Source organism: Actinomadura luteofluorescens, from assembly GCF_013409365.1.
Lineage (GTDB): Bacteria > Actinomycetota > Actinomycetes > Streptosporangiales > Streptosporangiaceae > Spirillospora > Spirillospora luteofluorescens.
In genome coordinates, this window is sequence record NZ_JACCBA010000001.1 from 393,431 (window position 1) to 419,425 (window position 25,995).

The following is a 25,995-nucleotide window of genomic DNA, read 5'->3' on the forward strand; positions in this document are numbered from 1 at the left end:
TCCTCCCAGCGAGTTCGACCTGCCGCGGCCATACCCACAAATACCTCACTCATTAACTATCTCAATGATTGAGTTAATGTAATCTGATCGGCATGGCCGAGGGAGCGGAGGAGACGGAGGGCCCCGCCGGCCTCCGGTCGTTCGCCGTCGAGCTGCGCCGGATGAACGCCGAGTTCAACCGGATCGCGCACGAGTTCGCCCATGCGAGCGGCCTGCATCCCACCGACGTCCAGGCCCTGGTCACGATCATGGACGCGCCGCTGCGCACCCCCGGCCGGCCGATGACCCCGGGGCGGCTGCGCGAGGAGCTGAACGTCACCTCCGGCGCGGTCACCGCCTGCCTCGACCGCCTCGAACGGCTCGGCCACATCACCCGGACGCGCGACCCCGCCGACCGGCGGGTCGTCCATCTGCGCTACGAGCCGTCCGCGATGACCATGGGCCGCGCGTACTTCCGCCCGCTGGCGGAGAGCACCGAGGCGGCGCGGGCCGGCTTCACCGAGGAGGAACTGCGCCTCGTCCTGCGCTTCCTGCGCGCGATGAACGAGGAACTGTCGGCCCTGCGCACCCGCGATTCCGGCCGTTAGGGCGGCGACGCGCTAGGCGGGGCCGAGCAGGTCCCAGCGGTTGCCGGCCAGATCGAGGAAGACGGCGAGGCGTCCGTAGGGTTCGGTGCGGGGCGGGGAGACGAACTCGACGCCCGCGGCCGTCATGCGTGCGTGAGCGGCGTCGAAGTCCTCCACCCGCAGGAAGAACCCCACGCGCCCGGCGGCCTGGTTCCCGACCACGGCGGCCTGGCGCGGGCCGTCCGCGCGGGCGAGCAGGACGCCCGTCTCGGCGCCCGGCGGCCGGACGACCACCCACCGCTTGGGACGGCCGTCGTTGGTGAGCGAAGGCGAGTCCTCCACCAGGTCGAACCCGAGGGCGCCGGTGAAGAACGCGATGGCGTCGTCGTAGTCGTCCACGACGATCGTGATGAGATCGAGCCGCACCATCATGAGGGTACGGTGCGCCGCGGTCGCGCGGCCGAGCAACGGAGGGACGTCCGGCATGGACAAGACGGAGGGCAGCCGCACCGCCGTGCTCGTGTGCCAGGCCCGGGCCGTGGCCCACGGCCGCCTGGCCCCCGACCGGTTCGCCGATCCCACCGCGTCGGCGCTTCTGCGACCCGACGAGCTGGCCGCCGTCGAGCGGGTCCGCTCGGGAAGGCCCCCCGAAGGCTGGGGGCCCCGGATGGAGTACGAGTTCCTGCGGGCGACGGCCGAAGGCCTGGTGCCGCGCACGGTCGCCATCGACGATGCCGTCAGGGAGCGCACCAGCCCGCAGGTCGTGATCCTGGGCGCCGGCCTGGACGGACGGGCCTGGCGGATGCCCGAGCTGGCCGGGGCCGCCGTGTTCGAGGTCGACCACCCCCGTTCCCAGGAGGACAAGCGGCAGCGCGCCGCGGGCCTCTCGTCGCCCGCCGGGAAGGTCGCCTTCGTACCCGTCGACTTCACGGCCGACAGGCTCGACGACTCCCTGAAGGCGGCCGGCCATCGGGCCGACCTGCCGACCACCTGGATCTGGGAGGGTGTGGTCCCCTACCTGACCCGCGCCGAGGTGGCGGCCACGGTGCGGGACCTCGCGGGGGCCTCCGCGCCGGGGAGCCGCCTCGTGGTCAACTACCAGTCACCGTCGCCGGCCGCCTCGCTCGGCCGGCTGCTGGCCCGCGCGATGAGGCGGCTGTCCCGGCGGCCCGACCCGATGGCGCACGAACCCTGGAGGTCCGCCTGGACGCCGGCGGCGATGCGCGAGCTGCTGACCGGGCAGGGCTTCGCGGTGGTCGGCGACACCGACCTGCTCTCCCTGGCCGGGGCGCTCGCGCTGCCCGTCCGCAGCCGGCGGTCTCTCGGATCCGGCCGCGTCCTGGTGGCCGACCGCCGGGCCGGGTGACGCGAGGACCGCCCGTGGCGCTGAAGGAGGTGTCGGCGGGCCGGTCGCGTGGCCCGCCGGCATGGGCCCCGCCTCCCGACACCGCCGGTCAACGAGGCGGGGCCCGCCCGCCGGTCAGGCGTGGGACAGGGCGAACGCCGCCAGGAACCCCACGACCATGATCAGACCGGTGAGCAGGTGGGTGTCCTCGTAGGCCTCGGGGATCATCGTGTCGGCGATCATGGTGAGGATGGCCCCGCCGGCCAGCGCGGTGATGCCGGCCAGGACGTCGTCCGGGGCGTCGCCGAGCACCGTGTGGCCCGTGATCGCCGCCAGGGCGCTGATCAGCGCGATCCCGCTCCACAGCCCGAAGACGTAGCCGCGGCCGCGCCCCGCGCGGCGCATCCCCGAGGCGCTGGAGAGTCCCTCGGGGACGTTGCTGATGAACACCGCGACCACGGTGACGAGGCTGACCGCGCCGCCGCCCAGCAGGCTCGTGCCGATCACGATGGACTCGGGCACGCCGTCCAGCAGCGCGCCCAGCGCGATGGCGCTCCCCGATCCGGGCCGCTGCTCCTCCGACGGCTGCTGCCCGCCCGAGCGCTTGCGGTGCCGGGCGCCCCTCCAGGCCAGGAGGGCGTTGGCGCCGGCGTAGAGCACCGCGCCGGTCACCGCCCCGATCGCCGTCGGGGTCAGCCCGCCCCGCTCGTTCGCCTCGGCGATCAGGTCGAACGACACCGCCGACACCAGGACACCGCTGCCGAACGCCATCACGCTCGCCACGATCCGGGCCGGGACGGGCACGAGGAATCCGGCCAGGGCCCCCATCACCAGCGCCGACCCGGCCAGCAGGCCCCATCCTCCGGCCTGCAACGCTCCCTGCACGGCACTCCCTTCCGGCCACGGCCCTCACGCCGACGGCCGATGGGCCGCCGCGGCGACTACCCGTGGGCGTACTCGTCGACGTCCAGTTCGGCTGGCGACATCTGCGTCGATTTCACGGTGAAGTACGCGTACTGGGAGATCCGCACGCGGGCACCCTATACCGGCGCCCGGCGCCTCCCCCGTCCCGCTTCATGACGATGCGGGCCGCGGGCCGCCTGCTAGTAGGGTCGGCCGCATGCCCGCCTCTTCCCCGGTGAGAGAGCCCAAGCCTCCCCAGATCCCCTGCGGGCTCACGCCCGCCGGGAAGGTCGAGCGGCACGTCCGGCACGACGGCAAGTACCTTTCGCTGGACTACGGCGCGGACACCCTGTCCATGGACGACCCGGACGGCGTCGAGGACGTCGAGTTCGAGCGCTGCCGCTTCACCCGGACCGTCTTCTCCGAGCTGGTCCTGCATCGGGCCGGGTTCGCCGACTGCGCGTTCGGCGACGCCGACCTGGCGAACCTGCGGGCGTTCAACTCGCGGATGTTCAACGTGCGGATCATGAACGCGCGGATGACGGGGATGCGGCTCGCCGAGAGCGGTCTGCGGGACGTGCTGGTCGAGGGGTGCCGCGCCGACCTCACCGGCTTCAGGTACGCACGCCTGCGGGACGTCGTCTTCCGCGACTGCAACCTGGCCGAGGCCACGTTCCAGTCCGCCGAGATGACCGACGTCCGGTTCGAGAACTGCCGGCTCGGCGGCGCCCAGTTCTCCGGGGCGAAGATGAGATCCGTCCGGTTCCGCGGCTGCGACCTGCGCGGCGTCGCCGGCCTGAGCTCCTTCCAGGGGGCGATCGTCGCGAGCGGCGACGCGATGAGCCTGCTGGACGCGTTCGCCGCGGAGCTCGGCATCACCATCGAGGACTGACCGGCCGCCGGGAGGGCCCCGACCGGCGGGCCGGTCTCATGCGAGCGTGAGGAACAGCTTCTCCAGCAGCGCGCGGTCCGCGGCGGCCTGCGCGGTGCCCGCCCTCTCCGGGACGGCGCACCGCTCCAGCCCGGTCGCGATGATCTTGAAGCCGGCCCGGTCCAGGGCCCGGGAGACGGCGGCCAGCTGGGTGACCAGCTCGGCGCAGTCCCGTCCCTCCTCGATCATCCTGATGACGCCGCCGATCTGGCCCTGCGCCCGCCTCAGCCGCAGCGCGACGTCGTCGAGCGCGTCCCTGTCCAGCTCCATCCCGCTCCCCCTCACGCGCTGCGCTCGCGCTCGGCGGCCTGGCGCCGCACGTCGTCCAGGTCGACCGCGCGGGCGCCGTCGATCAGCTTCTCCAGCTCCTGCTCGGGGAGCGCGCCCGGCTGGGCGTACAGCACCACGTTCTCCCGAATGATCATCAGGGTGGGGATCGAGGTGATGCCGAACGCGCCCGCCAGCTCCGGCTGGGCCTCGGTGTCGACCTTGCCGAACATGATGCCGTCGTGGCGCCCGGACACCCGCTCGTACACCGGGCCGAAGAAGCGGCACGGCCCGCACCAGCTCGCCCAGAAGTCGATGAGGATCATGTCGTTGCCGTCGAGGACCTCGTCGAAGTTCTCGCGCGTCAGCTCTGTCGTCGCCATCACGGCCTCCCATCCTGCGGCGGATACCCCTACGGGTATGAGAACCCGCACCTGAGAAGGCGTATTCCAGGGTCAATACCACTCCGTTGTATACGGGTAGGGGTATGGCTTGGCCCCCGATGCGTCAGCTGAGGTCCGTCGGGGAAGGCACCTCTGAGGGGGAGCATCATGGGTTACGCGATCAGCGTCCGGCTGCACCGGCCGTTCGGCGAGACCGTCGAGCAGGTGCGCGCGGTCCTGAAGGACCAGGGCTTCGGCGTGCTGACCGAGATCGACGTGCGGGCCACCCTGCGCGAGAAGCTCGGCGAGACGATGGAGGACTACCTCATCCTGGGAGCCTGCAACCCGCGGCTCGCGCACCGGGCACTCGGCGTCGACCGGCGGATCGGCCTGCTGCTGCCCTGCAACGTCGTCGTGCGCGCCGACGGTGAGGAGACCGTCGTGGAGGCGCTGGACCCGCAGGTCATGGTGTCGGTCAGCGACCGCCGCGACCTCGGACCCGTCGCCGACGAGGCGGCGGAGCGGCTCGCCGCCGCGTTGCGGCGGCTGGACGCCTGACCCCGCCACCGCGCTCAGCGGCCGGGGAACTCGATCTCGGCGGCCTCACCGGCGCCGAGCAGGAAGTAGCCGAGGAACGTCACACCGTCCGCCTCGGCGTCGAAGCGTGCGACGCGGGCGCCCTCGGGCTCGTGGAACACGTCGCCGGGGCCGAGGACGACCGCCGGTTCGCCCTCGATCTGGTAGACGGCCGACCCGGTCTCGATGCTGCCGAAGACCGGTCCGTTGTGCACGTGCAGCCCGGCCGCCTGGCGGGGCGCGATGGCGATGCGGCGGACCTCGACCCGGTGCGTGCCGCGGGGTGGCGACAGCGGCTGGTCGAGCAGCACCGTGCGGGTGATCGGCGGGACGTCCTCCGGTCGGCCCCCGTGGTACTCCTCGTCGCCGACCGGCCCCCCGGCCTCGGCGGAAGTCCCGTCGTCCGGCACCGGCTCGATGGCCAGATGCGTCATGGGACGGTCGGGAGTGGCGCCGTGCCAGTGCCATTCACCGGGCGCGATGTGCACGGTGTCTCCGGCGCGGATGGTCTCGACCGGCCCGCCGCGACGCTGGACGCGCCCGGTGCCTTCGGTGACGACCAGCACCTGCCCGAGCGGATGCCGGTGCCACACGGTGCGGCTTCCAGGCGCGAAGCGGACGCTGTCGACCTGTGCGCCCGCCCCTCCCCCGGCTTCGGCCACCGGCGCGATCCAGGCGTCACCGGTGAACCACGCGGACGGGGCGGCGGCGCCACCGAGGGGTCCGTGGGATATCTGCATGCCGTTTCTCCGATGGTCAGCTGACGGTGCGCGCGTTCAGCAGCGCGAGGATTCCTGCGATCGCCTGGTCGAAGGGTTCCGGGGCGCCGGCCGCGCGAGCGAGGACGTAACCGCCCTGAAGCGTGGCGACGATCGCGGCCGCGGTGGAGGCGGGGTCCACCGAAGGCTCCAGCTCTCCGCGCTCCACCCCCTCTTGGACCACCGCCGCGAGCCGGGCGCGCAGCCAGGCGAAGGTCTCTTCGACGGGCTCGCGCAGCGCGGGCGTGCCGATGACGTCGGGGTCCTGCGTGAGCCTTCCGACGGGGCAGCCCCGCAGGACGTCCCGCTCCCTGCGCAGGTAGGCGGCGATGCGTTCGACGGCCGCCCCCGGCCCGGACAACTGCGCGTCGACGGCGGCGCGCATCTCCTCGGCGGTGCGGTCGATGGCGGCGCGGGCGAGTTCCTCCTTGCCCGCGAAATGGTGGTACATGCTGCCCTGGCCGGCCTCGGCCCGCTGCTGGATCGTCTTGGGGCTGGTCCCCACGTACCCGCGCTCCCAGAGAAGCTCCCGCGCACTCTCCACCAGCCGTTCCCGCGCACTCATGCCACGAGTGTACATACCAATAGGTACAGACCCGGTGTTCCGCGCGGGCGGCCAGGCGTCGCCGACGTCCAGGAGGGCCCCTCAGTCCGCCCCGACCGCCTTGCGCGTGGATCGGCCGGAGACGATGTCGTCGGCCAGCGGCATCACCACGGCGGCGATCTCGGCGATGGTCGCCTCCGGCACGCCGGCGGCGGCGAGCGAGGCCGTCAGGTGCCCGGCGACCCGATCGAAGTGGAAGCGCTCGATCCCGGGGCCGAGGTGGACGTCCTTCATCGCGCCGCCCCGGTAGACGGCCGGTCCGCCGATCGACTCGTAGATGCTCATGGCGCCGGCCCCGGACATTTATTGGCGATTCGCCAATAAACTTGCGGACCATGACGTCGTGAACCCGCCAGACCTGGGCCGGCGCCCCCTGTTGAGTGGGCGGACGCGACCACTCCCCTCACAGGACGGAACCCGATGCCAACCGTGACCGCTTCGGCCGACGGCCCTCCCACCTCGGCCCGGCCGGGCCCGCACCACTGGCCGGCGGTGCTCTCGGTGATGATGGGGATCTTCGTGATCGTCACCACCGAGATCCTCCCGATCGGGCTGCTGACGTCCATCGGCTCCGGCTTCACCGTCTCCGACGGGACGGCCGGGCTGATGATGACCATGCCCGGCTACCTGGCGGCGGCCGCCGCGCCCGCGGTCACCGTCGCGACGGCGCGGATCGACCGGCGGCTCATGCTGTGCGCCTGCATGTTCCTGCTGGCGGCGGCGAACTTCATCGCCGCGGCCGCCCCGGCGTACTGGGCGGTGCTCGTCTCACGCGTCCTCGTCGGAGTGGTCATCGGCGGCTTCTGGTCGATCGGCGCGGGCCTCGCCGGCCGGCTCGTCCCCGCACGGTCGGCGCGCCGGGCGACGGCGGTCGTCTTCTCGGCCGTCCCGCTGGGATCGGTCCTCGGCGTGCCGCTGGGGACGCTGATCGGCGACCTCGCGGGCTGGCGGACCAGCTTCGCGGTCATGGGCCTGCTGTCCGTGGCGGTGCTCATCGCGCTCGCCGTGCTCGTCCCCCCGCTGCCCGCGGAGGGGACCGCCCGCCTCACAGCGCTGCGCGGCATGATGCGGAGCCGCGGCACCCGGCACGCGCTCCTGGTGACCGTCCTGGTCGTCCTCGCGCACTTCGGCGCCTACACCTACGTCACGCCCTTCCTGGAACGGGTGACGCATGTGCCCCCAGGGCTGATCACGGTGTTCCTGCTGACCTACGGTGCCGCGGGCATCCTGGGGAACTTCCTGGCAGGCACGGCTCTGGCCCGCCATCCGCACGCCACCTTCGGCGCGGCCGGAGGTCTGATCGCCTTCGCCACCCTGGCGCTCCCTCTTCTGGGGCGATGGGACGTGGGCGCCATCGCACTGCTCGTTCTGTGGGGCGTCGGCTACGGCGCCGTCCCGGTCTGTTCGCAGGCCTGGTTCGCCAGAGCGGCCCCGCACGCCCCGGAGGCGGCGTCCGTGCTGTTCACGGCCTCGTTCCAGGCGACGCTGTCGACCGGCGCCCTGGTCGGCGGAGCCGTCATGGACCGCACCTCCCCATCGACGATCATGACGCTGGGCGGAGCCACCGCGGTCGTCATGGTGGTGGCCGTGGTCAGCGGGCGGCCTCGCCGGTCAGCCAGCGCCGCAGGGCCGGGAGGGGGACGTCGGCCCGGACGACCTCCAGCGCGGTGACCTTCAGGCCCACTCGGCGACGGCGGCGTCCAGGTCGGCGGCCAGGGTTTTCGTCCGGCCCGGGAGCAGGTCGCCCAGCTCGTTCAGGTGCCGCTCCGCCACGTGGCGGCGCAGGCGGCCCTCCGCGAGGACGCTGATCGCCGCCGCCTCCGGCGCCGGCCGCAGCGCGTGGCGGGCGGGATCGGACACCGAGATCAGGGCCACGGCCCTCAACCATGAGTCCTCCCCTGCCGGCCGGCACGCGGGCCGGCACCTCGACGGCGACCTGTTCCTCCACCATGACCGCTGCGCGGCCGCCTGGCCATCCGGTACGACCACCAATTCGGCGGGGCCCCGCCCTGTAGTGGCGGCGCCGGTCAGTCCCGCCGGGGGCGCTCCGGTGGGGGCGGGCGGTCCTTGCCGTGGCCGATGCGGTCGCGCCAGGCGGCGACCCGGTCGATGATCAGCGGGTCGGCGAGGTCGGACTCCGGGACGTCCCCCGCCGCGGCCGCGGGCGCCGCCGCGGACGGCCGCGGCGGGCGGGTCGGCATGGTGAGGACCATGGTCAGGCCGCCGCCCGGCGTCTCCTCGGCGGTGAGATCGCCGTCCATGGCCTCGGCCAGGCCGCGGGCGAGGGCCAGGTCGACGCCGGCCTCGTCGTCCCGGCCGCCGAGGCGCTGGAGCGGCGGGAAGAGTCGGTCGCGGGCGGCGGGCCGGATGCCGGGCCCGCGGTCGATGACGCGGATCTCCAGGCGGTCGCCGAGAGCGCTGGCGGTGACGAGGACGGGAGCGCCCGGCGGGTTGAAGCGGACGGCGTTGGCGATGACGTTGGCCAGGACGCGTCTCAGCAGGGCGGGGTCGGCGACCATCGCGGGCAGGCCCTCGGGGATGCGGAGCTCGACGGCCTCCCGGTCGTTCTCGCCGACGGCGCGGGGGACGGCGTCCTCGGCCGCGACCCGGCGCGGGGACATGCCGAGCGAGCCCGACTGCAGGCGGCTCATGTCCAGCAGGTCGGCCACCAGGTGGTCGAGCCGGGCCAGGGAGTCGGCGGCCGTGGCGGCCAGCGCGTCGTGGCGCTCGCCGGTCCGGGCCGCGCCGGGGCCGCGCAGGCTCTCGACGGCGGCCCTGGCGGAGGCGAGCGGGGCGCGCAGGTCGCGGCTGACGGTGGTGAGAAGCGCGGTGCGCATCTCCTCGGCGGCCTCCAGCGGCCGGACCTGGCGCGCCGTCTCGGCGAGCCGCCGGTGGTGCAGCGCGACGGCGGCCTGGGCGGCGAACGCCTCCAGGACGCGGCGGTCCGAGGCGGGCAGGGTCCGTCCCCGCAGGACGAGGGACAGCGCGCCGTCCTCGACGAGGATGCCGGACTCCCCCGCGTCCGGGCTGGTGCAGGGCTCGCCGCCGGTGCTGGCGACGACGTCCCAGCAGTCCGGGTCGCGGAGGCTGTCGGGGGTCACCGGTGCGTCGGGGTCGCGCTCCAGCAGCGTGACGGTGGTGAGCGCGTAGGTCTCGCGGAGCCGTTCGAGGATGCCGCCGAGCGCGTCGTAGGGACGCCCTCGCGCGGTCACCGCGCCGTGCTCGCCGCGCAGGATGTCGCCCGCGAGGGTGGACAGCACCTCCGCGTCGGCGCGGGCCCCGGCCGCCTCTCTGCCGCGGCGGGCGGTGACGTCCACGATCGTGCTGACCGTCACGCCGACCACCACGAAGACGGCGAGCTGGAGCAGCCCCTCGGGCCGGGCGACGGTGAACTCCCCGGTCGGCGGGGTGAAGAAGTAGTTCAGCAGCAGGGAACCGCCGATCGCGGCGAACAGCGCGGGATACAGCCCGCCCAGCAGCGCCACCCCGACCACCGCGGCCTGGAAGAGCAGGATGTCGCTGGCCAGCGGCACCTGCCGGCGCATCTGCACCAGCAGGACGGTCAGCAGCGGCAGCCCGGCCGCGGCGAGCGCGAACCCGGCGCCGCGGCGGACGGCCGGGAGCCCCGCCGCCCGCAGCGCCCTCCAGCGGCGCCCCTGCCCGATCTCCTCGTGCGTGACGAGGTGCACGTCGATGGTGCCGGACCGCGCCGTCGTCAGGACGCCGACGCCCGGCGAGAACAGCTGCGCGATCTTTCCGCGCCGGGACGCGCCGAGGACGAGCTGCGTGGCGTTGACGCCCCTGGCGAAGTCCAGCAGCGCGTCCGGCACGTTCGCGCCGACGACCTGGTGGTAGCTGCCGCCGAGGCTCTCCACCAGGGCGCGCTGCCGGGTCAGGTTCGCCGGGCTCACGCCGGCCAGCCCGTCGCTGCGGGCGACGTGGACGGCCAGCAGGTCGGCGCCCTTGGTGCGGTCGGCGATACGGGCGGCGCGGCGGACCAGGGTGTCGCCCTCCGGTCCGCCTGTGAGCGCGACGACGACGCGTTCGCGCGCCTCCCACGTCCCGGCGATGCCGTGGTCGGCGCGGTAGCGGTCGAGCTGGTCGTCGACCTTGTCGGCCAGCCACAGCAGCGCCAGCTCGCGCAGGGCGATGAGGTTGCCGGCCCGGAAGTAGTTGCCGAGCGCGGCGTCGATCCTCTCGGGCGGGTAGATGTTGCCGTGGGCCATCCTGCGGCGCAGCGCCTCGGGCGTCATGTCGACGAGTTCGACCTGGTCGGCGCGGCGGACGACCTCGTCCGGGACGGTCTCGCGCTGCGGCACGCCGGTGATCTGCTCGACGACGTCGTTCACCGACTCCAGGTGCTGGATGTTGACGTTGGTGACGACGTCGATGCCGGCGTCCAGGATCCGCTCGATGTCCTGCCAGCGCTTGGCGTGGCGGGATCCGGGCACGTTGGTGTGGGCCAGCTCGTCGATGAGCGCGACCTGCGGGCGCCGGGCGATGACGGCGTCGGTGTCCATCTCGGTGAAGTCGGCGCCGCGGTAGGAGACGGTCGCGCGCGGGACGATCTCCAGCCCCTCCAGCAGCGCGGCGGTGCGGGGCCGGCCGTGGGTCTCCACGAAGCCGGCCACCACGTCGGTTCCGCGCCCGGCGCGGCGGCCGCCTTCGGCGAGCATCGCGTAGGTCTTGCCCACGCCGGGCGCCGAGCCCAGGTAGACGCGCAGCCTGCCACGCCCCATCGCACCTCCAGTCACCGGGTCAGCCGCGGACCGGGTACCTCCGGTCCAGGGCGATGTTCACCTTCAGGACGTTGACCCGCGGCTCGCCCATGAAGCCGAGGTCGCGGCCGTCGGTGCCGTCCTCGACCAGTCGCCTCACCTGGCCGGGGGCGACGCCGCGGGCCCTGGCGACCCGGCCGGTCTGGAGGGCGGCGTAGGCGGGCGAGATGTGCGGGTCCAGGCCGCTGCCGCCGGCGGTGACCGCGTCGGCCGGGACGACAGGATCGGCGGGAGCGCCGCCCCTGACGGGGACCACCAGGCCGGCGGAGTAGTCCTCACCGGGCCGGGCCAGGCGCACGGGAACGCCCTTGTAGGTGGCGATGAACGGTGCCTGCACCACGCCCTGCTCCTCGTTCAGGCTGACCACCCCGGTGGGGTGCGGGACCGTGCCGTCGGCGGCGCGGCGCCCGAACACCGCCAGCACCGCTCCGACCCCGCCCGGGGTGCAGAACGGGCGCGCCCCGCTGACGCCTTCGAGGTCGCCGACGGCCTTGCTGCGCGAGCAGACCCGGGTGAGCAGGCTCTGCCCGCCGCTCTCCCCCGCCGTGGCCGCCTTCGGGCCGGGCAGGGTGTCCACGATGTCCTCCGGACCCAGGTTACTCGCGGCCGTCGAGGTCGGGTCGTAGCCGTTCCCGGCCTCGGAGGGACGGCTCTGGAAGTACTGCCTCAGCGGGGCGCCGTTCTTGCCGGTGAACGACTGGCCGATCAGTGCGCTGCCGACCGTCCGGCCGTGCAGGGAGACGGTCGAGCCGTCGGCGCGGCTTCTGAGGCCGGGCACCTGCGCGACCGCGAACACGGCGAGCGGGTAGGCGACGCCGCACACGACCGTCAGCACGAGGAGGGCGCGCAGCGCGGCCAGGTGCTGACGGACCCAGGTCGGATATGACATGTCACGACATCCCTGGAAGTAGACGGATGACGAGGTCGATGAGCTTGATGCCGGCGAACGGCGCGGCGATGCCGCCGAGGCCGTAGACGCCGAGGTTGCGCGACAGCAGCCGGGAGGCGCTGCTCGGCCGGTACCGGACTCCGCGCAGCGCCAGCGGGATCAGCGCGACGATGACCAGCGCGTTGAACACCACGGCCGACAGGATCGCCGACTGCGGGCTGGGCAGCCGCATGACGTTGAGCGCCTCCAGCCCCGGGTACAGGCCGGCGAACATCGCGGGGATGATCGCGAAGTACTTGGCGATGTCGTTGGCGATGGAGAAGGTCGTCAGCGCGCCGCGCGTGATCAGCAGTTGCTTGCCGATCTTCACTATCTCGATCAGCTTCGTGGGGTCGGAGTCCAGATCGACCATGTTCCCCGCCTCCTTGGCGGCGGAGGTACCGGTGTTCATCGCCACCCCGACATCGGCCTGAGCCAGCGCCGGAGCGTCGTTGGTGCCGTCCCCGGTCATGGCCACCAGCCGGCCGCCCTCCTGCTCCTTCTTGATCAGGGCCAGCTTGTCCTCGGGCCTGGCCTCGGCCAGGAACCCGTCCACACCCGCCTCATCGGCGATCGCCTTGGCGGTCAGCGGATTGTCACCGGTGATCATCACGGTGCGGATGCCCATCCGGCGCATCTCCTCGAACCGCTCCCGCATACCCTGCTTGACCACGTCCTTGAGGTGGATGACGCCCAAGACCTTCGCCGTGCCGTGCGCGACCTCGCCCACCACGAGCGGCGTCCCGCCGGACGCGGAGATGCCGTCCACGATCTGACCGAGCGCCGGCGGCACCGCACCACCCTGCCGCCGCACCCACTCGGCGACCGCTCCGGCCGCGCCCTTGCGCAGCATCCGATCCGGCCCGCCGTTCCCGTGCTCGCCCAGGTCGACGCCGCTCATCCGGGTCTGTGCCGAGAACGGCACCCACCTCGCCTGCGACAACTCCCCCGGCGAGCGTTCCCGCAGGCCGTAGCGCCGCTTGGCGAGGACGACCACCGAACGGCCCTCGGGGGTCTGGTCGGCGAGGCTGGACAGCTGCGCCGCGTCGGCCAGTTCGTCCTCACCTACGCCCTGGACTGGCAGGAACGCCGCCGCCTCCCGGTTCCCGAGGGTGATGGTGCCGGTCTTGTCCAGCAGAAGGGTGTTGACGTCGCCCGCGGCCTCGACCGCGCGCCCCGACATCGCCAGCACGTTGCGCTGCACGAGACGATCCATCCCGGCGATGCCGATCGCCGACAGCAGTGCCCCGATCGTCGTCGGGATCAGGCACACCAGCAGCGACACCAGCACGATCGCGGTGACCCCGTCCGCGTCCAGGGCGAGGGTGTCGCCGACCCCGGGGTTGATGGCCTTGGAGAAGATCGCCAGGGGTTGCAGGCTCGCCACCGCCAGCAGGAAGATGATCGTCAGTGCGGCCAGCAGGATGTGCAGCGCGATCTCGTTCGGCGTCTTCTGCCGGCTCGACCCCTCCACCAGCGCGATCATCCGGTCGATGAACGACTCCCCCGGCCGCTGGGTGATCTTCACGACCACGCGGTCCGACAGCACCTTCGTCCCGCCCGTCACCGCCGAGCGGTCCCCGCCCGACTCCCGGATCACCGGGGCCGACTCCCCCGTGATCGCCGACTCGTCCACGCTCGCGATGCCCTCGACCACGTCCCCGTCGCCGGGGATCACGTCCCCGGCCTCGACGACGACGTGGTCGCCCTCACGGAGCCGCGAGGCGGCGACCGCCTCCTCGCGGACCCGCTCCTGCCCGGCCGTCCAGTCGAGCAGGCGGCGGGCCACGGCGTCGGTCTTCGCCCTGCGCAGCGAGTCGGCCTGCGCCTTGCCGCGGCCCTCGGCGACCGCCTCCGCGAGGTTGGCGAAGAGCACGGTCAGCCAGAGCCACACCGCGATCAGCCAGGCGAAGGCGGACGGGCGCAGGGCGGCCAGGACCGTCGTCCACACCGCGCCGACCTCGACGATCAGCATCACGGGGTTGCGCCACAGCGTGCGCGGGTCGAGCTTGGCCAGCGCGTCCGGGAGGGACCTCAGCAGCTGCGCCGGATCGAGCAGGGGGCCCCGCGCGGTCATGTGCGGAGGCCTTCGGCGAGCGGTCCCAGCGCCAGCGCGGGCAGGAACGTCAGCGCGACGAGGACGACGGTGACCCCGACGACCAGCCCGACGAACTGCGGCCGGTGCGTGGGCAGCGTCCCCTCCGACGCGGGGGCGCGGCCCTGCCGCGCCAGCGACCCCGCCAGCGCCAGCACGAACACCATGGGCAGGAACCGTCCGAAGGCCATGCAGAGCCCGAGCGCGGCGTTGTACCAGAGGGTGCCGGAGGTCAGGCCGGCGAACGCCGACCCGTTGTTGTTGGACGCCGAGGTGAACGCGTAGAGCACCTCCGACAGGCCGTGCGGGCCGGGGTTGAGGATCCCGGCCCTGCCGTCCCCGGTCGCCATCGCCAGGCCCGTGCCGGCCAGCACCAGGATCGGTGTCGTCAGGAAGTACAGCGCGGCGAACTTGATCTCCCGGGACCCGATCTTCTTGCCCAGGTACTCGGGGGTGCGGCCCACCATCAGCCCCGCCACGAACACGGTGACGACCGCCAGGACCAGGATGCCGTACAGGCCCGCGCCGGCGCCGCCGGGCGCGACCTCGCCCAGCATCATCCCGATCAGCGCCATCATGCCGCCGAGGCCGGTGTAGGAGTCGTGGGACGAGTCGGTCGCGCCCGTCGAGGTCAGCGTCGTGCCGGTGGCGAACATCCCGGAGTCCGGCACCCCGAACCGGGTCTCCACGCCCTCCGTCGCCGCGCCGACCGCGGTCGGCACCGTGCCGTGGTGCGTGAGCTGGAAGACCTGCATGAGCACGGCGCAGACGATCGCCAGCGTCGCCATCACCGAGACGATGGCGTAGCCCTGCGCGTCGGCGCCGACCATCCGGCCGAAGGTGCGCGGCAGTGAGAACGCGATGGCCAGGAACAGGAGGATCTCCAGCCAGTTCGTCCAGGCGGTGGCGTTCTCGAACGGGTGGGCGGAGTTGACGTTGTAGAAGCCGCCGCCGTTCGTCCCGAGCAGCTTGATCGCCTCCTGGCTCGCCACCGGCCCGCCCGTCAGCGTCTGGGCGCCGCCCGCGATCGTGTCCACCACGTGGTGGGCCGGATCCCAGAAGTTCTGCACCACCCCGCCCGCGACCAGCACGAGGGCCGCGGCGAACGCGATGGGGAGCAGGATCCGGAAGGTGCCGCGGACCAGATCGACCCAGAAGTTGCCGAGATGGTCGGTCCGCATGCGGGCGAACCCCCGCACCAGCGCGACGGCGACCGCCATGCCGACGGCGGCGGACACGAAGTTCTGCACCGCGAGCCCGGCCATCTGCACCAGGTCGCCCATCGTGGATTCGCCCGCGTACGACTGCCAGTTGGTGTTGGTCACGAAGCTGACCGCCGTGTTCCAGGCCTGGTCGGGCTCAACCGGTGGGAACCCCAGGCTCAGCACCAGATGGTTCTGCAGCCGCTGGAAGCCGTACAGGAACAGGACGCTGACGGCCGAGAACGCCAGGACGCTGCGCGCGTAGACGGGCCAGGTCTGCTCGGCGTCCGGGGCGGCCCCGATCAGCCGGTAGACCACCCGTTCCGCGCGTGCGTGCCGCGTCCCCGTGTAGACGCGGTACATGTACTCGCCCAGCGGCCGGTACACCACCGCCAGAGCGAGGGCGAGGGAGACGATGAAGATGGTTCCGGCGACGGTCGGACTCATCTAGAAACGCTCCGGGAACAGCAGGGCGATGATCAGGAAGACGGTCAGGAGCGCGGCCAGCACGAGACCGATCGTGTTCTCGACCGTCACAGCCTCTCCAGCCCCTTCACCACGAGGGCGAGCAGGACGAAGACCGCCACCGTCAGCAGAACGAACACGACGTCGCCCATGGTCGTCTTCCTTCCAGGAGCGCATGAAGTAAAGCGCCCGCTTGGGGAGTCTTGGCGGAACTTGACGGCCTCTTGGCGGCTCCGGCGGGGTCAGGGGCGGTCGTCGTGGCCTGCGAGCAGGCGCAGGCGGGCGCCGTCCTCGCGTTCGCGCTCCTCCAGGGCGACCTCGATCTCGTTCAGGGCGGCGCGCAGCCGGGGCAGGCGGCGGCGTTCGATGGCGCGGACGCGCTGCCGCGTGGCGGTCACCTCCGCGTCGACGGCGGCCGCCGCGGCGGCCGCGGCGGCGTGGGCGCAGGCGGCTTCGAGCGCCGCCCGGCAGGCCCGCCGCGCGGGCGCCAGGGCGATGCCGGACGGAAAGGGCGCGGGCCGGTCCGGGAGGTCGAAGACGACGCGCCGAGGGTAGGTAACGCCCATGAGCGTGGTCTGCTCCACGGTCAGGCCGGCCCGCTCTCCGGTCGAGGACAGGGGCAGCACCCGGCGTCCGCCCAGCAGCGTGGCGCGCGTCAGCAGCCTGTCGGCCTCCCTGCAGCGGCGTTCCCATTCCTCGCCGGTGGCGCCGGCGAGCCGGTGGAGTTCGTCCTGCTGGTCCCGCAGGATGCCGAGCTTGCGTTCCAGCAGGTCGAGGGCGGCCTCGGCGGCCGTGACGCGCTGCCGGAGCCAGAGCCGTCCCGCGCGTCCCTGCGGTCGCGCGCTCACCCCTCCCGCCCGAGACGCTCGTCGATCATCTCGCGGGGCAGCATGGTGAGCTCGCGGCGCGGCAGTTCCGCGAGCGCCCGCCAGGCCCTGTCCAGGGTCTGCTCCAGCGGGCGGGACTCCGTCCTGCCCTGGGAGATGAGCGTCCGCCGGCAGGCCTCCTCGAAGTCGAGGTAGTGACGGTCGGTGTCGCTGAGGGCGCCCGCCCCGATGAGCTCGCCGAGTTCGCGGGCGCGGCGTGCCCCGGCGAGGGCGGCCGTCGTCTGCGCGGCGACGTCGAGGTGGTCGGCGCGCGTGCGGCCGGGCCCGGCGGCCTTGCGCATGAGCCGCGACAGCGACTCCAGCGCGTCCACCGGCGGGTACACGCCGAGCGCGTGCAGGTCGGCGGACAGGACGATCTGGCCCTCGGTGATGTAGCCCGTGAGGTCGGGCACGGGGTGGGTGATGTCGCCGCCGGGCATGGTCAGCACGGGGACGAGCGTGACCGATCCGGGGCGCCCGCGGACGCGCCCGCAGCGCTCGTAGAGGGAGGCCAGGTCGCTGTAGAGGTAGCCGGGGTAGGCGCGCCGCGCCGGGATCTCCCCGCGGGCGGCCGACACCTCGCGCAGCGCCTCGCAGTAGGACGTCATGTCGCCCATCACGACCAGGACGTGCCGTCCCTCCTGGAAGGCCAGGTGCTCGGCCACGGTCAGCGCGATGCGGGGAGTGACGGTCCGTTCGATCACGGGGGCGTCGGCGAGGTTGAGCAGCAGCACCAGCTCGCCGGACGCGGACCGTCCCTCCAGGGTCTCCCGGACGGCGGCGGCGTCCGCGTGGGTGAGGCCCATCGCGGCGAAGACGACGCAGAAGGGCTCGTCGCCCGCCGACGCCTGCGCCGCGATCTGGGCGGCCAGTTCCAGATGCGGGAGGCCCGCGCGGGAGAAGATCGGCAGCTTCTGGCCCCTGGCGAGCGTGGTGAGCGCGTCGACGGCGGAGATGCCGGTCAGCACCGGCTCGGCGGGCGGTTCGCGGTGCACGGGGTTGAGGGGGACTCCGGCGACGGGCGCACCCGCGCCGCCCAGCACCGGCGGGCCGCCGTCGAGCGGCTGCCCCATCCCGTCGCAGACCCGCCCGAGCCAGGCCGTCCCGACCGGGACGCGCAGCGGCGCGCCGCTGAAGGTGACGCGCATGCCCTCGGTGCGCATGCCGCCGGTCCCCTCCAGCACCTGCACCAGGACGCGGTCGCGCGCGGTGTCCAGCACGAGCCCGTGGCGGTCGTCCTCCACCGCCTCGTTCCCGACCGCCTCGTTCCCTGCCGCGGCGCCTTGCGGCCCGACGCGGATGTCGGCGAACTCGTCCCACCCCACGTCCTCGGCGCCCGTCACGACCACGAGCGGTCCGCGCACCCGCGCTATCCCGGTGTAGGACGGCCTCGGCCAGTCGGTCACCGCAGGCCGTCCAGCCTGGTCAGGACCGTGTCCCGGCGGTCATGGACGTCCGCCGGGGTGGGGGCGTCCTCGCGGGCCCGCACGAGGGGCGCGTAGTCGAGGTCCTCGATGACCGACACGGCGACGCCGTCGCCGACCAGGTCCCGGCACCGGTCCACCACGTCGAGGACGGCATCGGTCAGCGCGGCCGTGCGCTCGGGGGTGCAGGACGCGTCGCTGGAGCTGAGGGCGCTCTGCTGCAGGACGCCTTCCCGCAGCAGGCGCCCGGCCAGGAGCGTCACCCGTTCGGCCGGGGGCAGGGTACCGGCGCCGACGAGCTCGGAGAGGGCGGTGAGGCGGTCGGCCTCGGCGAGCAGGCCCGCGGTGCGCGCGCGGCGGCGCGCCCACTCGGGGTCCCCGGCGGCGGCGTGGGCGCGGGCCACGGCCGGGACGTCCCGCGCGAACGACCCCGACCACGAGACCGCCGGATAGTGCCGCGAGTACGCCAGATCCTTGTCCAGGCTCCAGCGCGCCCGCACGAACCGCTCGGTGTAGGCGGTGACCGGCTCGGTCATGTCGCCGCCCGGCGGGGACACCGCGCCGATGACGGTGACCGACCCCTCGGCGCCGTCCCGCGTCCGGACCCGCCCGGCGCGCTCGTAGAAGGCGGCGAGCGCGGACGGCAGCGCGGCCGGATACCCCTCCTCGCCGGGCAGCTCACCGGCGCGGGAGGCGAACTCGCGCAGGGCCTCGGCCCAGCGTGAGGTGGAGTCGGCGATGACGACGGCGTCCCTGCCCTGGTCGCGGAAGTACTCGGCCACGGTGACGCCGCTGTGCACGCCCGCCTCGCGGGCCATCATCGGCATGTTGGAGGTGTTGGCGATGACGACGGTGCGGTCGGCGAGCCGGCCGCCCGTGCGCGGGTCGTCCAGTTCCGCGAGTTCTTCGAGGACGTCGGCCATCTCGTTCCCGCGCTCGCCGCAACCGACGTAGACGATCACGTCGGCGTCGCACCACTTGGCGACCTGCTGGAGCAGCATCGTCTTGCCCGTGCCGAAGCCGCCGGGGACGGCGACCGTCCCGCCGAGGGGCACGGGGAAGAGCAGGTCGATGACGCGCTGGCCGGTGTGCAGGGGGGCGCCGGCGTCCAGCCGCTCGGAGTAGGGGCGCGGCCGCCGGACGGGCCAGTACTCGGCCCGGTCCGCGTCCGCCCGCGGGGCGCGGGCCGAGGGGTCGAGCCAGACCCCCGCGCCGCTCAGCGGGCGCAGCAGTCCGTCGAAGACGCCGCCGAGCAGGTGCGCGCCCAGCGGCGCGGACAGGGCGCGGCCGGTCGTGGCGGCGGCCGCGCCGGGAGCGAGTCCGCCGGTGTACTCGTAGGCCTGGACGGTGGCCGCGTCGCCCTCCAGCGCGACGATCTCCCCGGGGAGGCGGGCCGGGCCGAGCTCGACGACGTCGTTCATCGCGGTGCCGCGCATGCCGGTCGTCTCCACGAGGGGGCCGTTGACGCGGGTCACCTCGGCGCCCACAGGTCCGCCACCTCCGTCCCGAGGGCCGCCATCGCCCGGTCGGTGAGCGCGTCCGCGGACAGGTCCACCTCCGCATCGCGGACGCGCCCCACCAGACCGCCGCCGCCCGCGCGCTCGACCCGCGCTCCGGCTCCGAGCAGCGTGCGGGCTCGCGCCGCCAGCGCCTCCTCGTTCGCGGGGGCGTCCGGGCCGTCGAACAGGGCCCGCACCTCGCCGCGGACCCGGCGGCGCAGTTCCTCGTAGGCCCGCCTGCGCGCGCCGAGGACGATCGCCCGGGACGCCGCGCGCGCCCGGGAGCGCGCCGCCGCCGCGGCCAGTGCCCCGTCGGCGCGTCCTTCCGCCCGTGCGCCGTCCAGGACGCGGGACGCTTCGGCGCGGGCCTCGCCCACGAGCGCGGCGGCGTCGCGCTCCGCGTCGGCGACCAGGCGGGCGGCCTCGGAGCGGGCGCCGTCCGCCAGCGCCTCGCGCACCGGGGCGAGCGCGCTCCCGATGCGCCCGTTCACGGCGGCATCACGACGGTCATGACCCCGGGGCGCCGGCGGCGCGCGTCCGCCAGGACCGCGGCGGCGGCGGGCGTCAGCACGACCACGGCCGCCCGGTCGCCGAGCGCCTCCCAGGCGGCGCGGACCTCGCCGGGGCCGTCCGCCGGGCTGACCAGCGCGCCGGCGAGGCCGTAGCCCTCCACGCGGGCCCGCTCCCCCAGCACGGCGACGCGACCGGCGGCGGTCATGCCTTCCCGATCAGGATGATGCCGATGATCAGACCGTAGATGGCGATGCCCTCGGCGAGCCCGACGATGACCATCGCCCGGCCGAACAGCTCGGGGCGCTCGCTCAGCGCGGCGAGCGCCGCGGCGCCGGTGTAGGCGACCGCGACGCCGGCGGCGATCGAGGCCCCGGCGACCGCGATCCCGGCGCCCACGAACGGGGCCCAGTTCGCGGCCGCCGCCTGTCCGGCCGCCGTCACGCCCGCCGCCGTCACACCTGGGGACATGGGGCGTCCACCTCCTCTGCCGTCATGCGGATGTGCCAGGGCCGGAACGGCCGGCCCTGCGTCGTGAAGAGCCGGGAGAACAGCTCGTAGTACTCCAGCCGGAGGGCCTGGACCCCCGCGACGAGCGCCTCCAGCGCGAACGTCAGCGCCGTCCCGAAGACGAAGACCAGCGCGGCGACGGCGCGCGCGATGCCGCCGTGGTGCCACAGGGCCGCGGTCCCCGTCCAGACGACCGCGGCCAGCGCCGCGTGCGTCAGGCCGAACGCCGCCAAGCGCGCGAACGACACCACGTTGGCGCCCAGCCGCATGACCAGGTCGAACAGTTCCACGACCGTCTCGACCGCACCCGTGCCGCCGCCCCCCGCCCTGGCGAAGAAGCCGATGGAGGCCGCCACCAGTCCGAGGACGGCGACGGCCGCACCGGCGAGCGCGACGCCGGGCCGCTGGAAGTAGGCGCCCGCGGCCAGGGCGCCCGCGCCGAGGAAGACCGAAGCGCCGGAGATGCCCGAGGGCTCGTACAGTGCGGCGGACCAGCCCCCCTCCCTCCACCGGTTGACGATGCCCAGCGCGTAGGCGCCGGCCAGCAGCACCGCCCCGAGGCCCACCGCGAACACCAGCAGCCGGACCGGGCTGTCGAGCGGCGACAGCCACAACCGCGGGACGACACGGGTCGGGCCGAAGAACTCCCCGTACAGCACGCCGAAGGCCGTGCTGGTGATCCCGGCGCCCAGCACGAACGGCCACGCCCGCCGCAGGGGCGCCGCCCGGCGCGGGCGACCGGCGAGCAGGGCCGCGGCGGCCGCCAGCAGCAGCAGCCCGTGGCCCGCGTCGCCGAACATGATCCCGAACATCAGGACGTAGGCGGCCCACGCGAGCGGAGTCGGATCGAGGTCGGCGTACGGGACCGGACCGTAGGTCGCCACCAGCGGGACGAGGGAGCCGCGCAGGCTCTCCCGCCGGTCCTCCCCCTGGAGCAGGGACGGCGCCTCCACACCGCGCGGGTGCGGCAGCCGCACCAGGGCGGCGCCGACCTCGGCGAGCCGGGCGGCGAGCGCGGCATGGGCCGCGCGGGGCATCCAGCCGACGACCGCGGCCACGTGGCCCTTCCGGACCGCGCCGGCGGCGCGCTCTCGCACCTGCGCTTCGCCTTCGGCCAGGTCAGGGCGGTTCCACTCGGCCGGCCGCCCCGGATCGGGGGCCGACGCGAGGACCGCGGGTTCGAGGTCGGCCGCGGCGTTCCGTCCGGCGCGGGGGCGGCGTCCGGGATCGAGCTCGACCACCCCGGCGTCCGCGACCCGCACCAGGGCGTCGCGCAGGGCGCCGGCGGGGGCCACGACCGCGACGCGCGCCATCCGCACCGGCCACAGGCCCTCAGGCCACCTCATCGTAGGCCTCCGCCGGTCCGCCGCCGAGCGCCGCCGTCTCCAGCGCGGCGCGGACCCGCCGGACGTCGGCGGCCATCACCGCCGCCGCCCCGACGACCGGGCCGAGGCCGAACGCGGAGCCGCGCAGCAGCGCGGCGCCGTCCCGCTCCAGCCGCCGCCAGCAGCGGGTCTCGGCCTGCCAGAGGCCGGCGGCGTCATCGATGCCCTCCAGGGACCAGCGGACGCCCCGGGCGAGCCGGCCGGCCATGGCGGGCACGGTGGGCGCCTCCGCCGCCGCCCGTCCGATCAGCCTCTGAGCCCGCCCGAGGGCGGCTTCGGGGAGTTCCCTGCCGTCGCCGAACCGCTCGCCCGCGACCAGGACGGCCGCCGCCCCCGCCGCCCAGCCGCCGGTGCGCGCGTCGAGCCCGGAGACGCGCGACGCCCACGACAGCCGGAGGAACAGCCTGATGTCGTACGGGTCGGCCGACCCGGGGTCGCCCCACGGCGAGGCGGCGAGGCGGTCGCGCACCGTTCCCGTGTCCGGGGCGTCCTCCAGCGCCCGCCATGCCGTCGCGAGCGCGCCTAGCGCGTACGGTTCCTCGGCGGGCCGCCCTCCCAGGCGCTGGAGCAGACCGTCGATGTTGGCGATCTCGAAGGCTCCCGCCAGAGACCGCAGGGCGACCACGCCTTGGGGCGGCAGCCAGCCGGCCAGCACGCGCAGGTGCCAGAGCAGCGACTCCGCGACCGCGTGCTGAGCCGCGTCCAAGTCCGGCACGGCGGGAAGCCGCTTGCCATAGGGGGTCGCGGCCAGGCTCGCGAGCGCCTCGGTCAGGGACCCCGCCTGCGCGATCGCTCTGACCCGCCCGGGGCCGAGCGCGTTCCGGGCGAGCGCCCTGGCCCTGACCTGGCCGGCGACGAAGCTCGCGCTCACGGTGACGCCCTCGTCTCGTCCAGGAAACCGGCGACGATCCCCGTGGCGCGGGTCACCAGGCCGTCCATCCGGGTGGAGGCGGCCTCGCGGATCCGTCCCGCTTCGTCCTCCGCGGCGACCCGCATGGCCCGTTCCTCGTCCTCAGCGGCCCGCAGCATCTCGGCCGCGACCGCAGTCCGTTCCGCGGGCGCCTCGGCCCGCGCCCGCTCCACCAGACCGGCCGCCTGCTCTCGGGCCGACCCCGTGATGCGTCGCGCCTGGTCGTGCGCCGCCGCCACGGTGCGCAGCCTCTCCTGCTCCGCCCCTTCCAACCGGGCGAAGACCGGTTCCAGTTCGTCCTCCACGGCCCGGCGCTCCGAGGGGACGGCCGCCGCGGGGCCCGGCGCTCCGGCAGCGCGGAACCGCTGCAGAAGGTCGTGGAGTGCCGGCACCGTGCCTCCCCTGGACTGGCGGTCCCCTCAACGCCGGTGAGGATCCCCTCCACGCGGGAGCACAAACAGCGATCGGCCGATCACGGTGAGAGACCGTCCGGGCCGCGCCGCCCGGAGGTCGCCCCCGAGACGAGGAGAAGGGGTTCCGACCGCGGCCGAAACCCCTTCCAGTGAACGCGCGTCAGCGCCGTGACCCGCAGAGACCTGACGCGGAGGCGGGTCAGGTCTCCCAGATGTAGCTGACCCGGACGCGCAGGTTGGAGTTCCATTCGATGTTCGCCCAGACCTGCACGCCTCCCTGGTACGGCCGGACGTTGTGAATGGTCATCCGGGCCGCTCCGATGAGCGGGATGCCGGCGTTGTCGATCTCGACGATGGAGGCGACGACGCGCGTGCCGGGGGTGAACGCGTTCGAAGTGGCGTTGAGTATCACCTGGCCGTGCGCGACGAAGACGGCGGTGCCGGTGAAGACGAGGTCGGCGGAGCGCTCGGAGGGTGTCTCGACGCTCGACTGGATGGTCTGCAGGTCCATAGGTTCCCTTCCTTTCGGAATTCAGGAACAGTATGCTCCCGCTCCGTTACCCACAGTCATCTCCTCCAGGTCACAATGCACTCCCGGCATCGCCGGAACTGCTGGCGCGGTCAATCGAATTGTGACCCGTGATTTGACTGGGAAGGGATTTGTTCAACGGACTTTCGGTGCCTCAGCGGCCCAGGTTCCAGGTGGGGCGGCCGTTCCTGCCATTTACTGGATCAATGGATCAGAGAAGGGAGCGCCTCCCGGGGGCCGGGACGGGCCGTCCCCTCGGAAGGCGCTTCTCACGTCCTCGCCGTCAGCGGAGGAGAGGGTGGCGGCGGATCACCGGGAGCCGTTCCCAGAACCGCCCGAGCCCGAGCGTCTTTCCGGCGTCGGCGAGCGCGGCGGCGATCAGCGTGGCGGCGTAGATCCAGTGCATGTCCATGAACGGGTTGGCCTCCGGCCACAGGGACGCCGCCCACAGCATGACGAGGAGAACGGTGCCGCCGATCGCGGCGAGGCGCAGGCAGATCCCGAGGAGCAGCGCGACGCCGAGACCGCCGAGCCCGAACATGAAGAGGGCGTCGGCCCAGACCTTTCCCGCCATCGCGTGGAAGATCTCTTTGAACGGGCCCTCGGCGTGGCTGAGGAAACCCTCGGACGGCGAGACGCCGGACAGCCAGCCCTTCTCCGTGGGCTTGCCGAGGCCGAAGAGCTTGTCGACGAAGGCCCAGAGAAAGATCCAGCCCAGGAAGAGCCGTGCCGCCGCGAGGGCGTAACGGGCCGGCTGCTCGGTCGCCACGGCCGGGGAGGGCCGCAAAGGTGTCTGTACGGGCATAAGGGAGTCCTTGGGGCGGGGGGGACATTGATAGTTAAGTTTCCTATTCGATTCCCCGCAAGGCAAGGGATCTTTCAGACTTTCATCCCCTAGAACCACGTACTGGTCAGTTCACGCCCATTAAGACATCCGATTCGCTTTAACGAACAATTCCAGTGCCGTTCGATAGGCGGTCGCCCGCGGTCCACAGGTCCGGGCCGAAGACCTCGTAGTGAACGCGTTCGTCCGAGACTCCGGCCTCGGCCAGCCCGCGCCGGATCTCGCGCATGAACGGGATCGGGCCGCACATGAAGACTCGAGCCTTGCGCGGCAGGGGGAGCCGGGTGACGTCGATCCGGCCGGGCAGGACGTCCCCGCCCTCGGTCCCGTCCGGGTCCTCGTACCAGGTCAGCTGCCAGAAGTCGGTCATCCTGGCGCCCGCGTCGGCGATCTGCCGCCGCAGCGCGTGGGTGCGGGGCCCGCGGTCGGCGTGCACGGCCAGGACGCGGCGCCCCGGCTCCGCGCCGGCCAGGTGGTCGATCATCGCGGCGACCGGGGTGTGCTCGGCGAACGCGGCCACCGAGCCGGCGAGGGCCCGGCGCTGCTCGCCGTTGGCCTGGTTGCCCTGGTTGAACAGGTTCCGCAGCTCGGGGTGCGCGGCGAACATCGCGGCGTAGAACTCGCCGGTGATCGCGGTGCCGTTGGCGGCGACGTGCCGTTGGCGGCGACGGCGGGCAGCGTGGCCCGCACGATCCCGGCGTGGTCGGACGAGAGCATCAGAGACCTTCCTCCGCGAGGGACGGCGCGCCGGCGGACGCCGGCGGCGCCAGGGACAGCAGGACCGGTCCGGTCGGATCGGCCACGAGGTCGCGCAGTCGCACCTGGTCCAGCGACGCCAGGAAGGCCGCCTGCGCCGCCCGCAGCGCTCCGCGCAGGTGGCAGCCGTCGCGCAGCGGGCAGGGCGGGCTGTCGCACTCGACCGCCTCGCCGGGCCCTTCCAGCGCACGGACGATCTCACCGACCGGGGTTTCGGTCACCCCGCCGGCGAGGACGACGCCGCCCCCGCGACCGCGGGTCGTGCTGACGAAACCGTCCCGGCGGAGCCGCTGGACGATCTTCGCCATGTGCTGCGGCGGGACCTTCAGGCGCTCGGCCAGCTCGGCGGCGGACCGCCGCTCGTTCCGCGCGCCCAGCAGCATCAGCACGCGCAGGGCCAGGTCGGTCGACTGTGTCAGGTGCACGGCTTGATCATAGGTGAATCGGAATCTGAGAGTCGGATTCAATCCTGTGGGGATCGCCACAGGCCCCGCCGCGAGCGCCGTGACGTGCGGCGGCGCCGCGGGCCACGTCGCCGTCCTGCCGGG

At 73.8% G+C, this 25,995-nt stretch carries 31 protein-coding genes; 5 read left to right on the plus strand and 26 right to left on the minus strand.

Translation table 11 applies throughout. From position 1 onward, the window contains the following. Positions 1-92: 92 nt before the first annotated feature. A complete protein-coding gene (locus BJY14_RS01780) occupies positions 93-587 on the plus strand; it encodes a MarR family winged helix-turn-helix transcriptional regulator (RefSeq protein WP_179841958.1) in 495 nt (164 codons plus the stop codon). A 12-nt stretch (positions 588-599) separates the two neighbouring features. On the opposite strand, the gene BJY14_RS01785 is transcribed toward BJY14_RS01780, so the two are convergent. Further along, entirely contained in the window at positions 600-998 is a 399-nt protein-coding gene (locus BJY14_RS01785) for a VOC family protein (protein ID WP_218904997.1), read from the minus strand. Between the two features lie 52 nt (positions 999-1,050). Between BJY14_RS01785 and BJY14_RS01790 the strand changes: the two genes are divergently transcribed. Next, the gene (locus tag BJY14_RS01790; RefSeq protein ID WP_179841959.1) at positions 1,051-1,932 is read left to right on the plus strand and encodes a class I SAM-dependent methyltransferase; all 882 of its coding nucleotides are present in this window, start codon (positions 1,051-1,053) and stop codon (positions 1,930-1,932) included. Positions 1,933-2,046: 114 nt separating this feature from the next. On the opposite strand, the gene BJY14_RS01795 is transcribed toward BJY14_RS01790, so the two are convergent. After that, positions 2,047-2,796: a ZIP family metal transporter gene (locus BJY14_RS01795; RefSeq protein ID WP_179841960.1), complete on the minus strand. Its 750-nt coding sequence runs from the start codon at positions 2,794-2,796 to the stop codon at positions 2,047-2,049. Between the two features lie 235 nt (positions 2,797-3,031). Between BJY14_RS01795 and BJY14_RS01800 the strand changes: the two genes are divergently transcribed. Further along, the gene (locus BJY14_RS01800) at positions 3,032-3,706 is read left to right on the plus strand and encodes a pentapeptide repeat-containing protein (RefSeq protein ID WP_179841961.1); all 675 of its coding nucleotides are present in this window, start codon (positions 3,032-3,034) and stop codon (positions 3,704-3,706) included. 36 nt (positions 3,707-3,742) lie between these two features. Here the strand turns inward: BJY14_RS01800 and BJY14_RS01805 are convergent, their stop codons facing one another. Further along, entirely contained in the window at positions 3,743-4,015 is a 273-nt protein-coding gene (locus BJY14_RS01805) for a metal-sensitive transcriptional regulator (protein WP_179841962.1), read from the minus strand. A gap of 11 nt (positions 4,016-4,026) precedes the next feature. Continuing rightward, positions 4,027-4,395 (minus strand): thioredoxin family protein, encoded by a 369-nt coding sequence (locus BJY14_RS01810; RefSeq protein WP_179841963.1) that lies wholly within the window; start codon positions 4,393-4,395, stop codon positions 4,027-4,029. A gap of 168 nt (positions 4,396-4,563) precedes the next feature. Between BJY14_RS01810 and BJY14_RS01815 the strand changes: the two genes are divergently transcribed. Then, positions 4,564-4,953 carry a DUF302 domain-containing protein gene (locus tag BJY14_RS01815; protein ID WP_179841964.1) on the plus strand — a complete coding sequence of 130 codons (390 nt, stop codon included), beginning with the start codon at positions 4,564-4,566 and terminating at the stop codon, positions 4,951-4,953. A 14-nt stretch (positions 4,954-4,967) separates the two neighbouring features. Here BJY14_RS01815 and BJY14_RS01820 read toward each other — a convergent pair whose 3' ends face one another. The 3 genes from BJY14_RS01820 to BJY14_RS01830 form a co-directional block, all read right to left on the minus strand. Continuing rightward, positions 4,968-5,711, minus strand: a complete 744-nt coding sequence (locus tag BJY14_RS01820; protein ID WP_179841965.1) for a cupin domain-containing protein — start codon at positions 5,709-5,711, stop codon at positions 4,968-4,970. A 16-nt stretch (positions 5,712-5,727) separates the two neighbouring features. Beyond that, entirely contained in the window at positions 5,728-6,294 is a 567-nt protein-coding gene (locus tag BJY14_RS01825) for a TetR/AcrR family transcriptional regulator (protein WP_179841966.1), read from the minus strand. A gap of 81 nt (positions 6,295-6,375) precedes the next feature. Beyond that, positions 6,376-6,618: a globin domain-containing protein gene (locus tag BJY14_RS01830; RefSeq protein ID WP_179841967.1), complete on the minus strand. Its 243-nt coding sequence runs from the start codon at positions 6,616-6,618 to the stop codon at positions 6,376-6,378. A 135-nt stretch (positions 6,619-6,753) separates the two neighbouring features. Between BJY14_RS01830 and BJY14_RS01835 the strand changes: the two genes are divergently transcribed. Then, the gene (locus BJY14_RS01835) at positions 6,754-8,004 is read left to right on the plus strand and encodes an MFS transporter (protein WP_179841968.1); all 1,251 of its coding nucleotides are present in this window, start codon (positions 6,754-6,756) and stop codon (positions 8,002-8,004) included. 3 nt (positions 8,005-8,007) lie between these two features. On the opposite strand, the gene BJY14_RS01840 is transcribed toward BJY14_RS01835, so the two are convergent. From BJY14_RS01840 to BJY14_RS44795, 19 genes are all read right to left on the minus strand, one after another. Next, positions 8,008-8,217, minus strand: coding sequence for a hypothetical protein (locus BJY14_RS01840; protein WP_179841969.1), 210 nt, complete (start codon positions 8,215-8,217; stop codon positions 8,008-8,010). A gap of 143 nt (positions 8,218-8,360) precedes the next feature. After that, positions 8,361-11,072, minus strand: a complete 2,712-nt coding sequence (locus tag BJY14_RS01845; protein ID WP_179841970.1) for a sensor histidine kinase — start codon at positions 11,070-11,072, stop codon at positions 8,361-8,363. A 19-nt stretch (positions 11,073-11,091) separates the two neighbouring features. Further along, positions 11,092-12,000 (minus strand): potassium-transporting ATPase subunit C, encoded by a 909-nt coding sequence (locus BJY14_RS01850; protein WP_179841971.1) that lies wholly within the window; start codon positions 11,998-12,000, stop codon positions 11,092-11,094. A 1-nt stretch (position 12,001) separates the two neighbouring features. Then, positions 12,002-14,116 carry a potassium-transporting ATPase subunit KdpB gene (gene kdpB / locus BJY14_RS01855; RefSeq protein WP_179841972.1) on the minus strand — a complete coding sequence of 705 codons (2,115 nt, stop codon included), beginning with the start codon at positions 14,114-14,116 and terminating at the stop codon, positions 12,002-12,004. Then, positions 14,113-15,783, minus strand: a complete 1,671-nt coding sequence (kdpA, locus tag BJY14_RS01860; RefSeq protein ID WP_179841973.1) for a potassium-transporting ATPase subunit KdpA — start codon at positions 15,781-15,783, stop codon at positions 14,113-14,115. The genes kdpB and kdpA overlap by 4 nt, the downstream gene beginning before the upstream one ends. Then, a complete protein-coding gene (kdpF, locus tag BJY14_RS44785; protein ID WP_246395755.1) occupies positions 15,784-15,873 on the minus strand; it encodes a K(+)-transporting ATPase subunit F in 90 nt (29 codons plus the stop codon). A 170-nt stretch (positions 15,874-16,043) separates the two neighbouring features. Further along, positions 16,044-16,649 (minus strand): V-type ATP synthase subunit D, encoded by a 606-nt coding sequence (locus BJY14_RS01870; RefSeq protein WP_179841975.1) that lies wholly within the window; start codon positions 16,647-16,649, stop codon positions 16,044-16,046. Then, positions 16,646-18,073 (minus strand): V-type ATP synthase subunit B, encoded by a 1,428-nt coding sequence (locus tag BJY14_RS01875; RefSeq protein ID WP_179841976.1) that lies wholly within the window; start codon positions 18,071-18,073, stop codon positions 16,646-16,648. Before BJY14_RS01875 ends, BJY14_RS01870 begins: the two co-directional genes overlap by 4 nt. Continuing rightward, positions 18,070-19,578 (minus strand): V-type ATP synthase subunit A, encoded by a 1,509-nt coding sequence (locus tag BJY14_RS01880; RefSeq protein ID WP_218904998.1) that lies wholly within the window; start codon positions 19,576-19,578, stop codon positions 18,070-18,072. Before BJY14_RS01880 ends, BJY14_RS01875 begins: the two co-directional genes overlap by 4 nt. Continuing rightward, on the minus strand, positions 19,563-20,081 hold the full coding sequence (locus tag BJY14_RS01885; protein WP_179841977.1) for a V-type ATP synthase subunit E family protein: 519 nt from the start codon (positions 20,079-20,081) through the stop codon (positions 19,563-19,565). Before BJY14_RS01885 ends, BJY14_RS01880 begins: the two co-directional genes overlap by 16 nt. Continuing rightward, positions 20,078-20,308, minus strand: coding sequence for a hypothetical protein (locus BJY14_RS01890; protein WP_179841978.1), 231 nt, complete (start codon positions 20,306-20,308; stop codon positions 20,078-20,080). The genes BJY14_RS01885 and BJY14_RS01890 overlap by 4 nt, the downstream gene beginning before the upstream one ends. After that, positions 20,305-20,571 (minus strand): ATP synthase subunit C, encoded by a 267-nt coding sequence (locus tag BJY14_RS01895; protein WP_179841979.1) that lies wholly within the window; start codon positions 20,569-20,571, stop codon positions 20,305-20,307. The genes BJY14_RS01890 and BJY14_RS01895 overlap by 4 nt, the downstream gene beginning before the upstream one ends. Next, positions 20,556-21,956: a V-type ATPase 116kDa subunit family protein gene (locus BJY14_RS01900; RefSeq protein WP_179841980.1), complete on the minus strand. Its 1,401-nt coding sequence runs from the start codon at positions 21,954-21,956 to the stop codon at positions 20,556-20,558. The genes BJY14_RS01895 and BJY14_RS01900 overlap by 16 nt, the downstream gene beginning before the upstream one ends. Continuing rightward, on the minus strand, positions 21,943-22,866 hold the full coding sequence (locus BJY14_RS01905; protein WP_179841981.1) for a hypothetical protein: 924 nt from the start codon (positions 22,864-22,866) through the stop codon (positions 21,943-21,945). The genes BJY14_RS01900 and BJY14_RS01905 overlap by 14 nt, the downstream gene beginning before the upstream one ends. Next, the gene (locus BJY14_RS01910) at positions 22,863-23,297 is read right to left on the minus strand and encodes a hypothetical protein (RefSeq protein ID WP_179841982.1); all 435 of its coding nucleotides are present in this window, start codon (positions 23,295-23,297) and stop codon (positions 22,863-22,865) included. The genes BJY14_RS01905 and BJY14_RS01910 overlap by 4 nt, the downstream gene beginning before the upstream one ends. Before the next feature lie 220 nt (positions 23,298-23,517). Further along, on the minus strand, positions 23,518-23,829 hold the full coding sequence (locus BJY14_RS01915) for a hypothetical protein (protein WP_179841983.1): 312 nt from the start codon (positions 23,827-23,829) through the stop codon (positions 23,518-23,520). Positions 23,830-24,130: 301 nt separating this feature from the next. Next, complete coding sequence (locus BJY14_RS01920) at positions 24,131-24,652, minus strand: DoxX family membrane protein (protein ID WP_179841984.1); 522 nt, start codon at positions 24,650-24,652, stop codon at positions 24,131-24,133. Positions 24,653-24,791: 139 nt separating this feature from the next. Continuing rightward, a complete protein-coding gene (locus BJY14_RS44790) occupies positions 24,792-25,298 on the minus strand; it encodes a hypothetical protein (RefSeq protein WP_179841649.1) in 507 nt (168 codons plus the stop codon). 109 nt (positions 25,299-25,407) lie between these two features. Beyond that, on the minus strand, positions 25,408-25,872 hold the full coding sequence (locus BJY14_RS44795; protein WP_179841985.1) for an RrF2 family transcriptional regulator: 465 nt from the start codon (positions 25,870-25,872) through the stop codon (positions 25,408-25,410). Positions 25,873-25,995: the final 123 nt, after the last annotated feature.